The sequence below is a fragment of the Pseudomonas sp. WHRI 8519 genome (assembly GCF_040224055.2).
In the GTDB taxonomy this organism is placed as follows: domain Bacteria; phylum Pseudomonadota; class Gammaproteobacteria; order Pseudomonadales; family Pseudomonadaceae; genus Aquipseudomonas; species Aquipseudomonas putida_X.
The window spans coordinates 4,500,503-4,518,055 of the sequence record NZ_CP167996.1 but is presented as its reverse complement, the minus strand read 5'-3'; the positions used below and the strand labels follow the sequence as shown (position 1 = coordinate 4,518,055).

15 protein-coding genes are annotated in these 17,553 nt (G+C 61.6%); 8 read left to right on the top strand and 7 right to left on the bottom strand.

The annotated features are described in order from the left end of the window. Positions 1-65 precede the first annotated feature (65 nt). From ABRP30_RS20570 to rluB, 5 genes are all read left to right on the top strand, one after another. Positions 66-926, top strand: a complete 861-nt coding sequence (locus ABRP30_RS20570) for a PHP domain-containing protein (protein ID WP_349974615.1) — start codon at positions 66-68, stop codon at positions 924-926. Positions 927-939: 13 nt separating this feature from the next. Continuing rightward, the gene (locus ABRP30_RS20565; RefSeq protein WP_349974614.1) at positions 940-1,569 is read left to right on the top strand and encodes an L-threonylcarbamoyladenylate synthase; all 630 of its coding nucleotides are present in this window, start codon (positions 940-942) and stop codon (positions 1,567-1,569) included. A 125-nt stretch (positions 1,570-1,694) separates the two neighbouring features. Beyond that, positions 1,695-2,420 (top strand): ScpA family protein, encoded by a 726-nt coding sequence (locus tag ABRP30_RS20560; RefSeq protein ID WP_241804692.1) that lies wholly within the window; start codon positions 1,695-1,697, stop codon positions 2,418-2,420. Beyond that, a complete protein-coding gene (gene scpB, locus ABRP30_RS20555) occupies positions 2,407-3,192 on the top strand; it encodes an SMC-Scp complex subunit ScpB (protein ID WP_241804646.1) in 786 nt (261 codons plus the stop codon). Before ABRP30_RS20560 ends, scpB begins: the two co-directional genes overlap by 14 nt. 227 nt (positions 3,193-3,419) lie before the next feature. Beyond that, entirely contained in the window at positions 3,420-4,484 is a 1,065-nt protein-coding gene (rluB, locus tag ABRP30_RS20550; protein ID WP_241804645.1) for a 23S rRNA pseudouridine(2605) synthase RluB, read from the top strand. Positions 4,485-4,815: 331 nt separating this feature from the next. Here the strand turns inward: rluB and ABRP30_RS20545 are convergent, their stop codons facing one another. Continuing rightward, positions 4,816-5,769, bottom strand: coding sequence for an IS110 family transposase (locus ABRP30_RS20545; protein ID WP_372490323.1), 954 nt, complete (start codon positions 5,767-5,769; stop codon positions 4,816-4,818). An 874-nt stretch (positions 5,770-6,643) separates the two neighbouring features. On the opposite strand from ABRP30_RS20545, the gene ABRP30_RS20540 reads away from it, so the two are divergent. After that, positions 6,644-8,065: an amino acid permease gene (locus ABRP30_RS20540; RefSeq protein ID WP_241804644.1), complete on the top strand. Its 1,422-nt coding sequence runs from the start codon at positions 6,644-6,646 to the stop codon at positions 8,063-8,065. Between the two features lie 142 nt (positions 8,066-8,207). Here the strand turns inward: ABRP30_RS20540 and ABRP30_RS20535 are convergent, their stop codons facing one another. Then, positions 8,208-9,092, bottom strand: coding sequence for a LysR substrate-binding domain-containing protein (locus ABRP30_RS20535; RefSeq protein ID WP_267817833.1), 885 nt, complete (start codon positions 9,090-9,092; stop codon positions 8,208-8,210). A 152-nt stretch (positions 9,093-9,244) separates the two neighbouring features. Between ABRP30_RS20535 and ABRP30_RS20530 the strand changes: the two genes are divergently transcribed. Continuing rightward, on the top strand, positions 9,245-12,262 hold the full coding sequence (locus ABRP30_RS20530; protein WP_349976541.1) for an FAD-binding and (Fe-S)-binding domain-containing protein: 3,018 nt from the start codon (positions 9,245-9,247) through the stop codon (positions 12,260-12,262). A 29-nt stretch (positions 12,263-12,291) separates the two neighbouring features. Here the strand turns inward: ABRP30_RS20530 and ABRP30_RS20525 are convergent, their stop codons facing one another. The 4 genes from ABRP30_RS20525 to phhA all read right to left on the bottom strand — a co-directional run bounded on the left by ABRP30_RS20525 (position 12,292) and on the right by phhA (position 15,097). Next, positions 12,292-13,479, bottom strand: coding sequence for an MFS transporter (locus tag ABRP30_RS20525; RefSeq protein WP_267817829.1), 1,188 nt, complete (start codon positions 13,477-13,479; stop codon positions 12,292-12,294). Positions 13,480-13,574: 95 nt separating this feature from the next. Next, complete coding sequence (locus ABRP30_RS20520) at positions 13,575-13,700, bottom strand: hypothetical protein (protein ID WP_256215917.1); 126 nt, start codon at positions 13,698-13,700, stop codon at positions 13,575-13,577. A 212-nt stretch (positions 13,701-13,912) separates the two neighbouring features. Then, a complete protein-coding gene (locus ABRP30_RS20515; protein ID WP_003254532.1) occupies positions 13,913-14,269 on the bottom strand; it encodes a 4a-hydroxytetrahydrobiopterin dehydratase in 357 nt (118 codons plus the stop codon). Positions 14,270-14,308: 39 nt separating this feature from the next. Next, the gene (phhA, locus tag ABRP30_RS20510; RefSeq protein WP_349976542.1) at positions 14,309-15,097 is read right to left on the bottom strand and encodes a phenylalanine 4-monooxygenase; all 789 of its coding nucleotides are present in this window, start codon (positions 15,095-15,097) and stop codon (positions 14,309-14,311) included. Positions 15,098-15,353: 256 nt separating this feature from the next. Between phhA and ABRP30_RS20505 the strand changes: the two genes are divergently transcribed. Beyond that, entirely contained in the window at positions 15,354-16,913 is a 1,560-nt protein-coding gene (locus ABRP30_RS20505) for a sigma-54-dependent transcriptional regulator (RefSeq protein WP_267817825.1), read from the top strand. A 71-nt stretch (positions 16,914-16,984) separates the two neighbouring features. Here ABRP30_RS20505 and ABRP30_RS20500 read toward each other — a convergent pair whose 3' ends face one another. Continuing rightward, positions 16,985-17,239 (bottom strand): DUF2790 domain-containing protein, encoded by a 255-nt coding sequence (locus ABRP30_RS20500; RefSeq protein WP_241804639.1) that lies wholly within the window; start codon positions 17,237-17,239, stop codon positions 16,985-16,987. Between the last annotated feature and the right edge of the window lie 314 nt (positions 17,240-17,553).

Here is a 17,553-nt window from a genome sequence, read left to right as displayed (position 1 = left end):
TGGCAGCCAGAATCGGGATGTGGCGGCATAATAACAAACATCGAATCCAGCGGTAGCGCTCCTCCATGAATGTTGATCTGCACTGTCACAGCACGGCCTCCGACGGCGCCCTGTCGCCTACGGTCCTGGTCGCCCGGGCCCATGAGCACGGGGTGCAGACCTTGGCACTGACCGACCACGATACCCTTGAAGGCCTGCCCGAGGCCCGCCAGGCCTGCGTCGAACGGGGTATGCGCTGGGTCAGCGGCGTGGAGCTTTCGTGCACGTGGGGGGGCGCGACCATCCATGTGCTGGGGTATGACTTCCCGCTTGATGCCCCGCCGTTGCTCGAAGCGATCGAAGCCCTGCACCGTGGCCGCTGGCTGCGAGCCGAGGAAATCGACAAGCGGCTGGCGGCCAAGGGCATGCCAGGTGCCCTCGAGGGTGCCCGCGCCGTGCAGCAGGCGTTGGGCGACAGCGGTAACGCGCCGGCGCGGCCGCATTTTGCCGAGCACCTGGTGCGCGCGGGCCACGTCAAAGACCGTGGTGAAGCGTTTCGCAAGTGGTTGGGGGCCGGCAAGCTGGGTGACGTCAAACTGCATTGGCCGACGCTCGAGGAAACCGTTGCCACCTTGCGCCGGTCCAACGCCTGGGTGAGCCTGGCCCACCCCATGCACTACGATCTGACCCGCAGCAAGCGCAGGCGCCTGATTGCCGACTATATTCAGGCAGGCGGGCAGGCGCTTGAAGTGGTCAATGGGATGATGCCTGCCGAGCAGGTGGGCACGATGTCCATCCTCACTCGTGAGTTCGGCCTGCTGGCAAGCGCTGGCAGCGATTTCCACGGCCCCGGCACCTGGGGCGAGATCGGTGCCTACCGGCCATTGCCTGAGGATCTGCCACCTCTGTGGCGCCGATTCAGCCATGAACAACCTATGGCGATATGAACAGGAAGACTTCGTGAGCCAATTTTTCCAGATTCATCCGGAAAACCCCCAGCCGCGGCTGATCCGTCAGGCGGTGGAAATCATCCGCAAGGGCGGTGTGGTCGTCTACCCGACCGATTCGGCCTACGCACTGGGATGCCAGATCGGTGACAAGGCAGCGATTGAACGGGTTCGGCGTCTGCGTGGGCTGGACAAGACCCACAATTTCACCCTGATGTGCTGCGACATGTCGCAGCTGGGCCTTTACGCCAAGGTCGACACCGGTACCTTCCGCCTGCTCAAGGCCCACGTACCCGGCCCCTACACGTTCATCCTCAATGGCACCCGTGAGGTGCCGCGGCTGTTGCTGCACGAGAAGCGTCGCACCATCGGCCTGCGCGTGCCGGACCACGCCATCACCCTGGCATTGCTGGCTGAGCTGGGTGAGCCGCTGATGAGCGTGAGCCTGATCCTGCCCGGGGATACCGAGCCGATGACCGACCCGTATGAAATCCGCGAGCGCCTGGAACACCATGTGGACCTGGTGATTGACGGCGGTTTCGGCGACCTCAAGGCCTCGACCATCATCGACCTGTCCGGCGAAGAGCCTGAACTGATCCGCGAAGGTTGCGGCGACCCCACGCCTTTTCTGGTCAACGCGTGAGCCAGATGGAGCTACCTGAGGCTTCGGCCATCGAAGCCGAACTGCCTCGGCAATTGCAGTTGGCCCTGGTCTACGGCGAAGCCCTGACCGAGATGCCGGTGGACCTTTACATTCCGCCGGACGCACTGGAGGTCATCCTCGAGGCCTTTGAGGGGCCGCTCGACCTGCTGCTTTACCTGATCCGCAAGCAGAACATCGACATTCTCGACATCCCCGTGGCGGAGATCACCCGCCAGTACATGGGTTATGTCGAATTGATGAAAAGCGTGCGCCTGGAGTTGGCCGCCGAATACCTGGTGATGGCTGCCATGCTTGCCGAGATCAAGTCGCGCATGTTGCTGCCACGCTCCGCCGAGGTCGAGGAGGAGGAAGGCGACCCGCGTGCTGAACTGATTCGCCGCTTGCAGGAGTACGAGCGTTTCAAGGCTGCAGCCGAAGGCATCGACGAGCTCCCGCGTGTTGGCCGTGACGTCGTGGTGCCGCGTCTGGAGGCGCCCCAGGCCAAGGTGCGCAAGCTGTTGCCCCAGGTCAGCCTGGAAGAATTGTTGGTCAGCATGGCCGAAGTCATGCGCCGCAACGATCTGTTCGAAAGCCACCAGATCACCCGTGAAACGCTGTCTACCCGTGAGCGCATGAGCGAAGTGCTGGCGCGCCTGAAGGGCGGCGGCTTCGTGCCTTTCGTCGAACTGTTCACGGCTGAGGAAGGCAAGTTGGGTGTGGTGGTCACCTTCATGGCGATTCTTGAGTTGGTGAAGGAATCGCTGATCGAACTGGTGCAGAATGAGCCTTTCGCCGCTATCCATGTCCGGGTGCGTGCCGAGTCTGTCGAAGAACCTGATGAATCTGAATGAACCCCGCGACCTGGCGTCGCTGATCGAGGCGTTTCTGCTCGCCTCAGGCAAGCCGCAATCTCTCGAACGGCTGTACGAGCTGTTCGAGGAGGCCGAGCGCCCTGAGCCGAAGGTATTCAAGAAAGCGTTGGAAGTGCTCGGCAAATCCTGCAGTGGTCGGGCCTTCGAGCTCAAGGAAGTGGCCAGTGGCTATCGCTTGCAGATTCGCGAGAATTTCGCGCCTTGGGTGGGCCGCCTGTGGGAAGAGCGCCCGCAGCGCTATTCCCGTGCGCTGCTCGAAACCATGGCCTTGATCGCTTACCGCCAGCCCATCACCCGCGGCGAGATCGAGGACGTGCGGGGTGTTGCGGTCAACAGCAACATCATCAAGACCCTGATGGAGCGTGAATGGATCCGGGTGGTTGGCCATCGCGAGGTACCTGGGCGGCCGGCGATGTTCGCCACCACCAAGGCGTTTCTCGATCATTTCAACCTCAAGAGCCTGGACGAGTTGCCGGCCTTGGCCGAGCTGCGTGAAATGGAGCCGGCGCCCTCGATCGACCCGGATGATGCACCGGTGCCAGCGCATTTGCAGGCGTTGGCCGATGCCAGCCTGGCCGACGAGCAGGCGGTTGCCGAACCTGAGGAGAAAACGAGCTTTCGTAGCCTGCTGGTGGAACTGGATGCGATGGAGGAGGGGCTCAAGACCGATTTCGATGATTTGCCAGAGCAGGATGCGCCAGAGCCAGAGCCAGAGGCCTCGGTCGAGGATCAAGGTAAGCTGCAGCCCTGAGTCTTGTGCGCCAAGATCACAGGCGCTGCGCGGTCGGGTGGGCACCGGCTTGCCGGCGATGAGGCCGGGGCTTTCAATACGAAACCGCTGGGCAGAAAACCACTTCACCCCCTGAAAACCCTCTAAGCTCCAGTGCGTTCCCCGTTAGAAGCGCGTATGATGCGCGACCTTTTGGCGCGTTCGTCGCCAGAATCTCTGTTTTCATTCCTACACCGGGAGGTGCCCAGATGAGTGAGCAAGACCTGCAAAACACCGAAATCACCCCGCCAGCCGGCGAAAAGCTGCAGAAAGTGCTGGCGCGCATTGGCGTGGGTTCGCGCCGTGACGTCGAGGCTTGGATCAGCCAGGGCCGTATCAAGGTCAATGGCGTCGAGGCCACCCTCGGCCAGCGCGTCGACCTGCACGATGCCATCGCTGTCGACGGCAAGCTGATCAAGCGCGAAGAGGCCGCCGAGGCCACGCGCCGGGTGATCATGTACAACAAGCCCGATGGCGAGATCTGCACCCGTGACGACCCGGAAGGCCGCCCGACCGTGTTCGACCGCCTGCCGCGGCCGAAGGAAGGCCGCTGGATCAACATTGGCCGCCTCGACATCAACACCACCGGCCTGCTGCTGTTCACCACCGACGGTGAGCTGGCCAACCGCCTGATGCACCCGTCCTACGAGATGGACCGCGAATACGCGGTGCGTGTGCGTGGCGAGGTCGATGACGAGATGATCGAACGCCTGAAGGCGGGCGTGATGCTTGAAGACGGCCCGGCCAAGTTCACCGACATCCAGAAGGCTCCGGGTGGTGAAGGTTTCAACCACTGGTACCACTGTGTGGTGATGGAAGGGCGCAACCGTGAGGTACGCCGCCTGTGGGAATCGCAGGGCATGGTGGTCAGCCGCCTCAAGCGCGTGCGTTTCGGCCCGGTGTTCCTCAACTCCGATCTGCCGATGGGCCGCTGGCGTGAAATGACCCAGGGCGAAATCGACATCCTGGCCGCTGAAGTGGGCCTGCAGCCGGTGGCGCTGCCTGCCATGAACCTGAAGGCCAAGGACAAGATGGAGCGCCTGCAGCGCAAGTCGACGCGGCCGATGGGGCGTAGCGAGCGTGTGCGCAGCCTGCGGCCGGCGCAGGATGCCGCGGCTGCCGAGCGTCCGGCTCGCCAGCCGCGTGAAGAGGCGCCACGCAAGGGCAGCCGCGGCAGCGCCGTTGCTGAGCGTCCGAGCGAGATGCGCAAGCGCCCGGCCAAGCCTGACGGTGACAAGCCGGCAGGGCGTGGTCGCGGCAAGCCGCGTGGCTGATCCGCTACGGCCCGTCAGTTAAGCGACTTGGGGCCGCTGTGCGGCCCATCGCCGGCAAGCCGGCTCCCACCCGGGCCGCGCAATCTTCAGATTTGCGCGGTGACCTGTGGGCCGGCTAGCCGGCGATGGGCTGCACAGCAGCCCCAGCAACGCTGACAGGCACCACCCCATCCTTCAGGCCGGCTTTCTAAAGCCCAACGCGGTCCAGGTGGGAGCCGGCTTGCCGGCGATGGGCTGCAAAGCAGCCCCAACAACGCTGACAGGCAATACCCCATCCTTCAGGCCGGCCTTCTGAAGCCCAACGCGGTCTAGGTGGGAGATTCTATGGTTATCAGCAAGCCATTTTCCCGCCTTTGGTAACGTATTCGTCCTGATTTCTCATCAGGGCGAATGCCACTCGTGCGAGCTTCCTGGCCAGAATTACCAACGCCTGGGTCGTTGCCTTACCGCTGTTTCTGTACTGCTCATATACCCCTTTCCAAGCGGCCGACCTGCTGGCCGCCATTGCTGCGTTATGCAGCAAACGACGGATTTCCGAGCAGCCGCGCTTGGTGAGCCGACGACGTCCATTCTTCTCTCCAGAATCATTAACCCGTAGGTCCATTCCCAGGAATGCGATGTACGAATCACTGCTCTTGAACTCGCCCCTTACAAAAGCCATTACCAGGGCTGTAGCGGTAAGAAACCCAATTCCCTCTACCGCCTGACAGCGGGCAACTTGCTCGTGCAGCCCAGCCTCTCGTAGCACTTCCTTAATCTTTTTTTGTATCAGCTGATCCAGCCGATCTATCGATGTTACGAAGGTTTTGAAGGCGGCCTTCAGCAGGCTTTCGTTTGTCCAGCTCTGAGCTAATGCAGTGCGAGCAGTCACCAAGACAGCTCTGCGTCGAAGGAGGCTCTGAAGCTTGCCGTAGACAGCAGGAGGCGGGGTCCAAGGACGAAGATCGTCGCCCTCGTTTTTCAAAAATCGGGACAGCAACCGAGCATCAGAGGGGTCAGTTTTAACCCGCCCTCCAACACTTTTCCTGTAGTTGCTCAGTTGGAAACCATCGATGACATAAACGTCGAAACCGAAGCCATGGGCTAGCTCAACCAGGTCCAGATGGTAGACATTGGTCGCCTCAACAGCGATTGCAGTGCCGAGGGGCTGTTGCTTTAGCCAGCTTTTGATTTCGGGCTTGGTATTTTTCAGCCTGATAATTTCATCACGATCATCGTGATGAATCACTAATTCGGCTTTTGCGACATCCGCACCCACGATCAGTTTGTTTACCTGCATTGCCATGGGCGGCTCCTCGCGTTATGGTTTTTGAGCTTGAAGGGTTTTCACCAAGAGGCGCTGGCTTGCTTCTATCGTCGTTTGCAAACGATGCATTCTTTATCGGCGCTTTGGTGGAAGGGGTGGGGCGATGTCTCCCACAGTCTGTACTGCGTCAACAGTCAGAATCCGGCATTTAGTCCCACCACCCCTTCAAGTCTAACCATACAAGCCGGCTTGCCGGCGATGGGCTGCAAAGCAGCCCCAACAACGCTGACAGGCAATACATCAACCTGCATCCTGGCCTACTGCGCCCGCAGCAGCTCCGCACCCGCCTCACCGCGCGCCAAGATATTGAAGAAAAAGATTTTTTCGGACGACTGGCAAGTTTTCGAACCGCGCTGTAAAGAAAACTATACGAATTCACCCGCTTTCTCTACTCGGCCCCCCTCCCTGTAAACAGATCTTGCCGCGCCCCACCGCCTAAGACCCCACCTGCGCCCGTCAACCCTATTGCTCAAACCCCCGTCCCACGCTGATATAGCGACCATTGCCGTGCGCAAAAGCCCGTCCACAGAGCCGGGCAGACAGAACAACAAATGGAGGCGCCATGTACGCCGATCACTCCGCCTTTCTAGGCTTCCTACCACAGGATCGCTGCGTTTTTTCTGAGGAAACGACGCAACGCGTTGACGCCTGCGCGCTTGCAGGGGTATACAGTGCGCCGCGTTTTACCTGTGACCCTCTTGCGTACCGCGCACTCTTGCTCACACCCGGCTGATCCGCTCCGGCAGCGGCTGTGTTCAAGAAACCAAGGTAACCACCTTGCCCATTCCGCTGCGCCACGAGCGCGGTGGGTCCGATTCCGTCACAGATAAAAACAATGCAGGTGACTTCGTTCATGAGTGAACACAACATGCATTCAGGCGAGCTCAAGCGGGGCCTGAAGAACCGCCACATCCAGTTGATCGCCCTTGGCGGCGCGATTGGTACCGGCCTGTTCCTTGGCTCGGCAGGCGTGATGAAATACGCCGGCCCGTCGATGATCCTGGGCTACGCCATCTGCGGTTTCATCGCCTTCATGATCATGCGCCAGCTTGGGGAGATGATCGTCGAAGAGCCAGTGGCCGGTTCGTTCAGCCACTTTGCCCATAAGTACTGGGGCGGTTTTGCCGGATTCATGTCGGGCTGGAATTGCTGGGTGCTGTACATCCTGGTGGGCATGTCGGAGCTGACGGCGGTCGGCAAGTACATTCACTACTGGTGGCCGGAGATCCCGACGTGGGTCACGGCAGCAGGCTTCTTCCTGCTGATCAACGTCATCAACCTCATGAACGTGAAGGTGTTCGGCGAAGCCGAGTTCTGGTTCGCCATCATCAAGGTCGCCGCCATCGTCGGCATGATCGGCCTGGGTGCCTACCTGCTGACCAGCGGCAGCGGCGGCCCCGAAGCTTCGGTGACCAACCTGTGGGCGCATGATGGCTTCTTCCCGAACGGTGTCAGCGGCCTGGTCATGGCACTGGCGTTCATCATGTTCTCCTTCGGTGGCCTGGAAATGCTCGGCTTCACTGCAGCCGAGGCAGACAAGCCGAAAACCGTGATCCCCAAGGCCATCAACCAGGTCATCTACCGCATCCTGATCTTCTACATCGGTGCACTGGTCGTCCTGCTGTCGCTGACCCCGTGGGATACCCTGGTCGCCAGCATCGATGCTTCTGGCGGCAGCTACGGCAGCAGCCCGTTCGTGCAGGTGTTCTCGCTGCTGGGCAGTGATGTGGCCGCCCACCTGTTGAACTTCGTGGTCCTGACGGCGGCACTGTCGGTGTACAACAGTGGTACCTACTGCAATGCCCGCATGCTGCTGGGCATGGCCGAGCAAGGCGATGCCCCCGCAGCGCTGGCCAAGGTCGACAAACGTGGTGTGCCGGTGCGTTCGATCCTGGTGTCGGCAGCCGTTACCCTGATCGCCGTGCTGCTCAACTACTTCATGCCGCATGATGCGCTGGAGCTGCTGATGTCACTGGTCGTGGCGACCCTGGTGATCAACTGGGCAATGATCAGTTTCTCGCACCTGAAATTCCGCCAGCATTTGAACCGCACCGGCCAGAAGCCGCTGTTCAAGGCGCTGTGGTACCCCTATGGCAACTACATCTGCCTGGCGTTCGTGGTGCTGATCCTGGGCATCATGCTGCAAATCCCGGGCATCCAGGTTTCGGTATATGCCATTCCAGTGTGGGTGCTGATGATGTTCCTGTTCTACATCATCAAGCCCAAACGCCGCGAGCTGGGCAACGGCGCAGCAGCCGGTACTGTTGCCAAGTAAGCGCAGCGGGCGGTGAACGAAACCCGATGTCAGGTAGCTGGCATCGGGTTTTTCATTGCCTGCCCTCAGCGTTTTTGCGGGCATTGCTGGAGGCTTTCTGCGTCGCCTTGGCAGCGACAGGGCCTGTGACGGGAGAAAGCACTCAGATCTGCTCGAGCAGCCAGCCACGAAACGCCCGCAGCGAGGGCAGCGCTTCGTTCCGTGGGGGGTAGATCAGGTAATAGCTGCGCTGGCTGGCGAACGCCGTGCCCGGGCTGAACAGTTCGCCCTTGGCCAGCTCCTCGTCCACCAATATCCGCGGCACCAGGCCGATGCCGATCCCTGCGCGCACCGCCTGAATCAGGTGTGACGTCAGCTCGAAGCTCGGCCCCAGGCGCATCGCCCGGTGCGCCAGGCCATGGTGCGAAAACCATTCGCCCCAGGCATGAGGATTGTTGGCGACGTTGAGCAGTACCTCGGCACTGATGCGTGCCGGGTCCCAGGCCTGGGCATCGCTGCCGGCTTGCGGCGGGAGGATCACCACCAGCTCCTCGGCATGCAGCCGATGGCAGATAAGCCCCGGCAGGTCATGGCTGGCCACGCCGATGGCGGCATCGATCTCGCTGGTATCGAAGTTGATCGCTTCGATCCGCGAATGAATGTGTACCAGCATGCCCGGGTGGGCGCTGTAGAAGGCATGCAGGCGCGGCAGCAGCCACTTGGAGCCGAAGGTGGGCAGGGTAGCCAAGCGCAGCGTGCCGACCCCGGACTGGTAAGCCAGGGCTTGCAAGGTGGCGCTGCGGATGCGGCCCAGCGCCTCGCTGAGTTCGCGCTGGTACAGCCGGCCCACGTCGGTGAGTTGTACCTGGCGGCCTTCGCGGCGGAACAGGGTCAGCCCGAGTTGCTGTTCCAGCGCCTGCACTTGCCGGCTGACCGCGCTCTGGGTCAGGGACAGTTCGGCAGCGGCGCGGGTGTAGCTTTCATGCCGGGCGGCAGCCTCGAAAGCCAGCAGCAATGACATGGAGGGTGTCAGGTGACGGTAATTCATTCATTAAAGTCATTGATAGCGGCAGGATTATCCGTTTGCCCCTGGGGCGAAACTACAGGAACATTGGCCCATTCGTCATCCTTGCCTGGTTCGATCCATGCCAAGGCGACAGGAATCCCGTGAATTAGCCCATTTCAAGAGGCCATCCTTCGATGATCGCCCAACTGCCGACCACTGCGCCAAGCGCCGGTTACCCAGAATTCCTCGAAGCCCTGCGCAACAGCGGCTTCCGTGGCCAGATCAGCGCCGATTACGCCACCCGTACCGTGCTGGCGACTGACAACTCCATCTATCAGCGCCTGCCCCAGGCGGCGGTATTCCCGCTGGACGCCGACGATGTCGCGCGGGTGGCCGCGCTGATGGCCGAAGAACGCTTCCAGCAGGTCAAACTGACCCCACGCGGTGGCGGTACCGGCACCAATGGCCAATCGCTGACCGACGGTATCGTGGTCGACCTCTCGCGGCACATGAACAGCATCCTCGAAATCAATGCCCAGGAGCGTTGGGTGCGAGTGCAGGCTGGCGTGGTCAAGGACCAGCTCAATGCCGCGCTCAAGCCTCACGGGCTGTTCTTTGCGCCTGAACTGTCCACCTCCAACCGCGCTACCGTCGGGGGTATGATCAACACCGACGCCAGCGGCCAGGGCAGTTGCACCTACGGCAAGACCCGCGACCACGTGCTGGAACTGCACAGCGTGCTGCTCGGTGGTGAGCGCCTGCACAGCCTGCCGATCGACGATGCGGCGCTGGAGCAGGCTTGTGCGGCCCCCGGTCGGGTGGGTGAGGTGTACCGGACTGCCCGCGACATCCAGCAAACCCAGGCCGAGCTGATCGCAGCCACCTTCCCCAAGCTCAATCGCTGCCTGACCGGCTACGACCTGGCGCACCTGCGCGACGAGCACGGCCGTTTCAACCTCAACAGCGTGCTGTGTGGCGCCGAGGGGTCGTTGGGTTATGTGGTCGAAGCCAAGCTCAACGTGCTGCCGATTCCCAAGTATGCGGTGCTGGTCAACGTCCGCTACACCAGCTTCATGGACGCGCTGCGCGATGCCAATGCACTGATGGCGCACAAGCCCCTGTCGATCGAGACAGTGGATTCCAAGGTGCTGATGCTGGCGATGAAGGACATCGTCTGGCATAGCGTTGCCGAGTACTTCCCGGCCGACCCGCAGCGCCCGACGCTGGGTATCAACCTGGTGGAGTTCTGTGGCGATGAGCCTGCCGAGGTCAATGCTCGGGTTGAAGCCTTCATCGATCACCTGCAGCGCGACACCAGTGTCGAGCGCCTGGGCCATACCCTGGCCGAAGGGGCTGAGGCCGTGACTCGCGTCTACACCATGCGCAAGCGTTCGGTGGGGCTGCTGGGCAACGTCGAGGGCGAGGTGCGCCCGCAACCTTTCGTTGAAGACACTGCGGTGCCGCCCGAGCAACTGGCCGACTACATTGCCGATTTCCGCGCGCTGCTCGACGGCTATGGCCTGGCCTACGGCATGTTTGGCCACGTCGACGCCGGCGTGCTGCACGTACGCCCGGCTCTGGACATGAAAGACCCCGCCCAGGCGGCGCTGGTCAAGCCGATTTCCGATGCAGTGGCAGCGTTGACCAAACGCTACGGCGGCCTGCTGTGGGGCGAGCACGGCAAGGGGTTGCGTTCGGAATATGTGCCGGAGTACTTCGGCGAACTGTATCCGGCTCTGCAGCGCCTCAAGGGTGCCTTCGACCCGCGCAACCAACTCAACCCTGGCAAGATCTGCACCCCGCCGGACAGCGCCGAAGGGTTGACCAAGGTAGATGGCGTGACCTTGCGGGGCGACCTCGACCGTACCATCGACGAGCGTGTATGGCAGGACTTCGACAGCGCCGTGCACTGCAACGGCAATGGCGCCTGCTACAACTACGACCCCAACGACGCCATGTGCCCCTCGTGGAAGGCCACCCGTGAGCGCCAGCATTCGCCCAAGGGGCGCGCCTCGTTGATACGTGAATGGCTGCGCCTGCAGGGTGCAGCGAACATCGATGTGCTGGCTGCGGCGCGCAACAAGGCATCCTGGCTCAAAGGGCTGCCGGCGCGGCTGCTCAACAACCGGGCACGCAACCAGGGCCAGGAGGACTTTTCCCATGAGGTCTACGACGCCATGGCCGGCTGCCTGGCGTGCAAGTCATGTGCAGGCCAGTGCCCGATCAAGGTCAACGTGCCAGACTTCCGCTCGCGCTTCCTCGAGCTGTACCACGGCCGCTACCAGCGCCCGGTGCGTGACTACCTGATAGGCTCGCTGGAGTTCACCATCCCCTACCTGGCCCATGCACCTGGGCTGTACAACGCGGTGATGGGGTCGAAGTGGGTCAGCAGGTTGCTGGCGGACAAGGTCGGCATGGTCGACAGCCCGCTGATCAGTCGCTTCAACTTCCAGTCCACCCTCACGCGCTGCCGGGTTGGTGTGGCCAGCGTTCCAGCGCTGCGCGAGCTGACCCCGGCCCAGCGCGAGCGCAGCATCGTGCTGGTGCAGGATGCCTTCACCCGTTACTTCGAGACACCGCTACTGGCGGCGTTCATCGAGCTGGCCAATCGCCTTGGCCACCGTGTATTCCTGGCGCCTTACAGTGCCAATGGCAAGCCGCTGCACGTGCAGGGCTTTTTGGGGGCATTCGCCAAAGCGGCAATCCGCAATGCCACCCAGCTCAAGGCCCTGGCTGACTGCGGTGTGCCGCTGGTGGGCCTGGACCCTGCCATGACCCTGGTCTACCGCCAGGAGTACCAGAAGGTGCCGGGCCTGGAGGGCTGCCCCAAGGTGCTGTTGCCGCAGGAGTGGTTGATGGAGGTGCTGCCCGAGCAGGGGCAGGCCGAGCCTGCAAGCTTCCGGCTGATGGCCCACTGCACCGAAAAAACCAACGTGCCGGCCAGCACCCGCCAGTGGGAGCAGCTATTCGCGCGCTTGGGCCTGAAGCTGGTGACCGAGGCCACGGGGTGCTGCGGTATGTCCGGTACCTACGGGCACGAGGCACGTAACCAGCAGACGTCGCGGACCATCTTCGAGCAATCCTGGGCGACCAAGCTGGACAAACAAGGGGAGGCGCTGGCAACCGGCTATTCGTGTCGTAGCCAGGTCAAGCGCATGACCGAACGGCAGATGCGTCATCCGCTGGAAGTGGTGTTGCAGTACGTCCGCTGAAGCGAGGAGTGGGGGCGCTTCGCCCCCACTCAACTCTGCCTGAAACGCCGTGCCTGACGGTACAGATACAGGCTCAACAGCAGCCCGCTGCAGGCTGCCGCTGCCGCGAACAAAAACATCGAAGCGAAGCCGAACCCCGAGGCCACCGCGCCCACCAGTGGCCCGGTAATCCCCAGCGACAGGTCGATGAACAGCGAGTACGCCCCCACCGCCGCCCCGCGATTGGCTGCCGAAACCTGGTTCACCGCTTCCACGCCCAGTGCCGGGAATACCAGCGAGAAGCCGAAGCCACTTAGCGCCGCGCCGGCCAAGGCGAGTTCTGCACTGGGTGCCAGCCACAGCATCAACAGCCCCAGTGTCTCGACCGACAGGCACGCGATCGCCACCTTGAACCCGCCAATCCGGTTGATGAGGTTGCCGAACAGCAGCCGCGCACAGATGAAACTGGCACCGAACAGGCTCAGGGTCAGTGCTGCGTTCGCCCAGCCGCGGCTGGCGTAGTAAAGGGTGATGAAGGTGGCGATGGTGCCAAAGCCGATCGAGCCCAAGGCCAGGCCCGAACCGTGTGGGAACACCTTGCCCAGTACCCGCAGAAACGGCAGGCGCACGCCGCTGACGATCGGCGCAGCGCGTTTTGGCCATGCCAGCAGCAAGCCTGCCGCGCACAGCGCGATGATGCTCGCCCCCATGCTCCACAGCCCCAGGTGCTTGACCATCAGCACGCCCAGTGGGGCGCCGATGGCCAGTGCACCGTAGCTGGCGATCCCGTTCCAGGAGATGACTTTAGCGGTGTTCTCGGCGCCGACCCGGCCAATCCCCCAGCCTATCGAGCCCGAGCCGACCAGGCTCTCTGCACTTCCCAGTACCAGGCGGCCGACCAGCAGGCAGGCCAGGCTCAGCCAGGGCAGGTGGGTGAGAAAGGCGCAGGCGAGCATGAACACGCCACTCAGGCCGCAACCGGCGAGGCCATACATGACGGCCTTCTTGCTGCCCAGGTTGTCGATGATGCGGCTGGCTGTGGGGCGGCTGAGCAGGGTGGCGAGGTATTGCACGCTGATCACCAGGCCGGCGACGACGGTGCTGAAACCCAGATCGTTGTGCACATAGCCAGGCAGTACGGCGAGGGGGATGCCGATGTTCAGGTAGCCGATGAAGGTGAACAGGACGATGGAGACGACTTGCAGGGTGACCGCAAGGGGGCGCGGTGAGTCGGGCATGGGGGCCTACGTGGCAAAGGTTCTGGACGGTGTGAAAACGTGATGACAGCGGTAGTCCGAAAGTCAGCCGTTTTCACACAGTCGGGGTTGCGCGGTTATTCCTGGTCAGCGCTGGATTGATCGTCGCCATCCTCGACGGCAGGCGTCGGTTCGGAATGAGCGGCAACGGTTTGCTCTTCGGGGTTCAGGCTTGGGAAGGGAAGATTCGGGATTTCGTGCATCTCGTCGTTCCTCGCAAGTGTGAGTCAAAAGGCTGCGCCAGGCGCGTTTGGAGCTTCGCAAAGCTGACGCAGGATACACAAGTCTGGATGACAGTTTGTAATTTTTCCCGGTCGCTTGTCGGTTTTGCGGGCGGATACCGGACATTGCCGGGGCACGAAAAGGCCGCTGCGCACCCCGCGAACAGGGCGCGCAGCGGCCTTGGCCAGCGCGTTTACTTGCGCCCTTCAGCGGTTTCGGCAACCTTGTCGGTGCGCGCGCACATGATGAAGTCGTTGCGGTGCAGGCCTTTGATGGAGTGGCTCCACCAGGTGACAGTCACTTTGCCCCACTCGGTCAGCAGGCCTGGGTGATGGCCTTCAGCTTCAGCGATTTCGCCTACGGCATTGGTGAAGGCCAGGGCGTGCTTGAAGTTCTTGAACAGGAACACGCGCTCCAGCTCCATGTGACCGTCACGTACTTCGATGTTCCAGTCCGGGATCTCGCGGATGAGTTCGGCCAGTTCCTCGTCGGTGACTTTTGGCGCATCGGCGCGGCAGGCTTCGCAGTGGGCTTGGTTCAAGGCATTCATGAGGTGTTTTCCGATTCGAGTTGTTGTCGGCGAGGTCGCTCAGGCGGCGACCTTGGGTGGAAATTTCGGTGCATGCAGCCCCAGCTGCATGGCTTGCTGGACCATGCCCATGATGTCTTCGTGGGCCAGGTCGAGCAGGCGCTTGAGGTTCGGTAGCACGAAGTACAGCGGCTGCAGAATGTCGATACGGTAGGGGGTGCGCATGGCTTCGATCGGGTCGAAGGCCTGGTGCTCCGGCTCACCGGACAGACTGTAGACGGTTTCCTTGGGCGACGAGAGGATGCCGCCGCCATAGATCTTGCAGCCCTGCGCGGTTTCCATCAGGCCGAACTCAATGGTCATCCAGTACAACCGCGCCAGGTAGACGCGCTGCTCCTTGGTCGCGGCCAGGCCCAGCTTGCCATAGGTGTGGGTGAATTCGGCGAACCAGGGGTTGGTCAGCAGTGGGCAGTGGCCGAAGATCTCGTGGAAGATGTCGGGCTCCTGCAGGTAATCCAGCTCTTGTGGGGTGCGAATAAACGTGGCGACCGGGAAGCGCTTGCTGGCCAGCAGCTCGAAGAAGGTCTGGAAAGGGATCAGCGCTGGCACACGGGCAACTTGCCAGCCGGTGGTGGCGCCCAGCACCTTGTTGATCTCGCCCAGCTGCGGGATGCGGTCATGGGGCAGTTTGAGCTGATCGATGCCATCGAGGTACTCCTGGCATGCCCGGCCTTCGATGACCTTCAGCTGACGGGTGATCAGGGTATTCCACACCGCATGCTCTTGCTGCGGGTAGTCGATGAAGCCTTGCGCATCGGGCTCGCGTGCCACGTATTGCGTCTGTTTCATGTGGCTCTCCTGGTGAGGGCTTTTATTGTTATGTCCACGACATACCCAAGAAATATCCCTTCATCCGACCGATTGCACGGGGTGCCCGAACCCTTGGGCGGCAGTTCCCAGGTGATTTTCGTAACGATAATTTTACAAATGCCGGAGGGTCGCGGAAAATTTGGTGTGTCGGGCTGACCATTACTGAGTTTTTGTCAGCTTTTCTTTACGGATTTTATGCGGCCGGTTGAAAAACTTCGCCGCTTCGAGAGCTTTCATGCGTATCAAAGTGCATTGCCAGAACCGCATCGGCATCCTGCGCGACATTCTCAACCTGTTGGTGGAGTACGGTATCAACGTGCTCCGTGGTGAAGTCGGTGGCGACCATGGCAACGCCATCTACCTGCACTGCCCGAACCTGATCAACCTGCAGTTCCAGGCTCTGCGCCCGAAATTCGAGTCGATCGCCGGGGTGTTCGGGGTCAAGCGCGTCGGCCTGATGCCCAGTGAGCGACGGCACATGGAGCTCAACGCGTTGCTGGGTGCCCTGGACTTCCCGGTGCTGTCGGTCGACATGGGTGGCAGCATCGTCGCCGCCAACCGCACCGCGGCGCAGTTGCTGGGCGTGAGGGTCGACGAGGTGCCGGGCATCCCGTTGGCGCGTTATGCCGAAGACTTCGACCTGCCGGAACTGGTGCGGGCTAACAAATCGCGAATCAATGGCCTGCGGGTCAAGGTCAAAGGCGACATTTTCCTGGCCGACATCGCCCCGTTGCAGTCCGAGCATGACGACAGCGAGGCATTGGCTGGCGCGGTATTGACCCTGCACCGTGCCGACCGCATCGGCGAGCGGATCTACAGCGTGCGCAAGCAGGAGCTGCGCGGTTTCGACAGCATATTCCAGAGCTCGCGTGTGATGGCGGCGGTGGTGCGTGAGGCACGGCGCATGGCGCCACTGGACGCGCCATTGCTGATCGAAGGCGAGACAGGCACCGGCAAGGAGCTGCTGGCGCGTGCCTGTCATCTGGCCAGCCCGCGGGGCCAGGCGCCCTTGATGGCACTCAACTGTGCCGGCCTGCCAGAGTCCATGGCGGAAACCGAGCTGTTCGGTTATGGCCCCGGTGCGTTCGAGGGCGCGCGCGCCGAAGGCAAGCTGGGCCTTCTGGAGTTGACCGCGGGTGGCACACTGTTCCTCGACGGGGTGGGGGAGATGAGCCCGCGCCTGCAGGTGAAGCTGCTGCGCTTTCTGCAGGACGGCTGCTTCCGCCGGGTAGGCAGTGATGAAGAGGTGTACCTGGATGTACGTGTGATCTGCGCCACCCAGGTGGACCTGTCCGAGCTGTGCGCCCGGGGTGAATTTCGCCAGGACCTGTACCATCGCCTCAATGTGTTGTCGTTGCACATACCGCCGTTGCGCGAGTGCATGGACGGCCTGGAAGGGTTGGTGCAGCACTTTCTCGATCAGGCCAGCCGGCAGATTGGCTGTGCCATGCCGCGCCTGGCGCCTGCGGCGATGGACAAGCTGGCGCACTACCATTGGCCGGGCAATGTCCGGCAACTGGAAAACGTATTGTTCCAGGCGGTATCGTTGTGCGAAGGCGCAATGGTGAAGAGCGAACATATTCGCTTGCCGGATTACGGCGTACGGCAACCCTTGGGTGAGTTTACCCTTGAAGGTGATCTTTCGCAGATTGTCGGGCGCTTCGAAAAGGCTGTACTGGAAAGTCTGATCGGTGAATACCCAAGTAGCCGGGCGCTGGGCAAACGGCTGGGTGTTTCACATACGACCATTGCCAATAAGTTGCGGGATTATTCGTTGGGCAAGTCGAACGAATAGTGCTGGAGTGAACTCAAGCGGTTCATTATGCAATCGTTAATGAATGGGCCCCGCAGGGCCCAGATCATTCATCAGCCGTTGGAGCAGCCGTTACCCATCACGCGGTATTCGAGAATATGCTTCTGGCCCTTGGAGTCCTCATAGGTCATGCGGGCCGGCACGACTTCGCACACGTTTGGCACTTCGCTCATGGAGATGACGCGGGCGATGTCCAGGTGCTGCGAATAACTGTACTGCTCAACCGGAATCTGCTCGACATCCTTTGCTTCACCGGCGATTGCCGCACTGCAAAGACCGCCAAGTACCAATACCAGTAACGCTTTCATTTTCAATTTACCTGTCTAAGGTCGTGAGAGGGCATGCGGCGCTTGTGGCGCCACAAGTAAAGCCAAGTGTTCAACTGTCGGATTAGCGTGGGATTAACGTATTGCCTTCGTGGGGGCTGTTACTGTTACCAGTTGTTAATCGCCTTGCCGTTGCTGGCGAGGTGAATGTTATGCCTGGGTAATTACGGGAAACAGTAGGGGTTTTGATAAAGTTTTTTCGCCTTTTGACAGAAACTGTAACAATCCCCCCGGCAAAATCTTGTGCATTACCTCTCGCCAGGCTGCCAGCTGCGGCCTAGAGCCTTTCCGGCGGG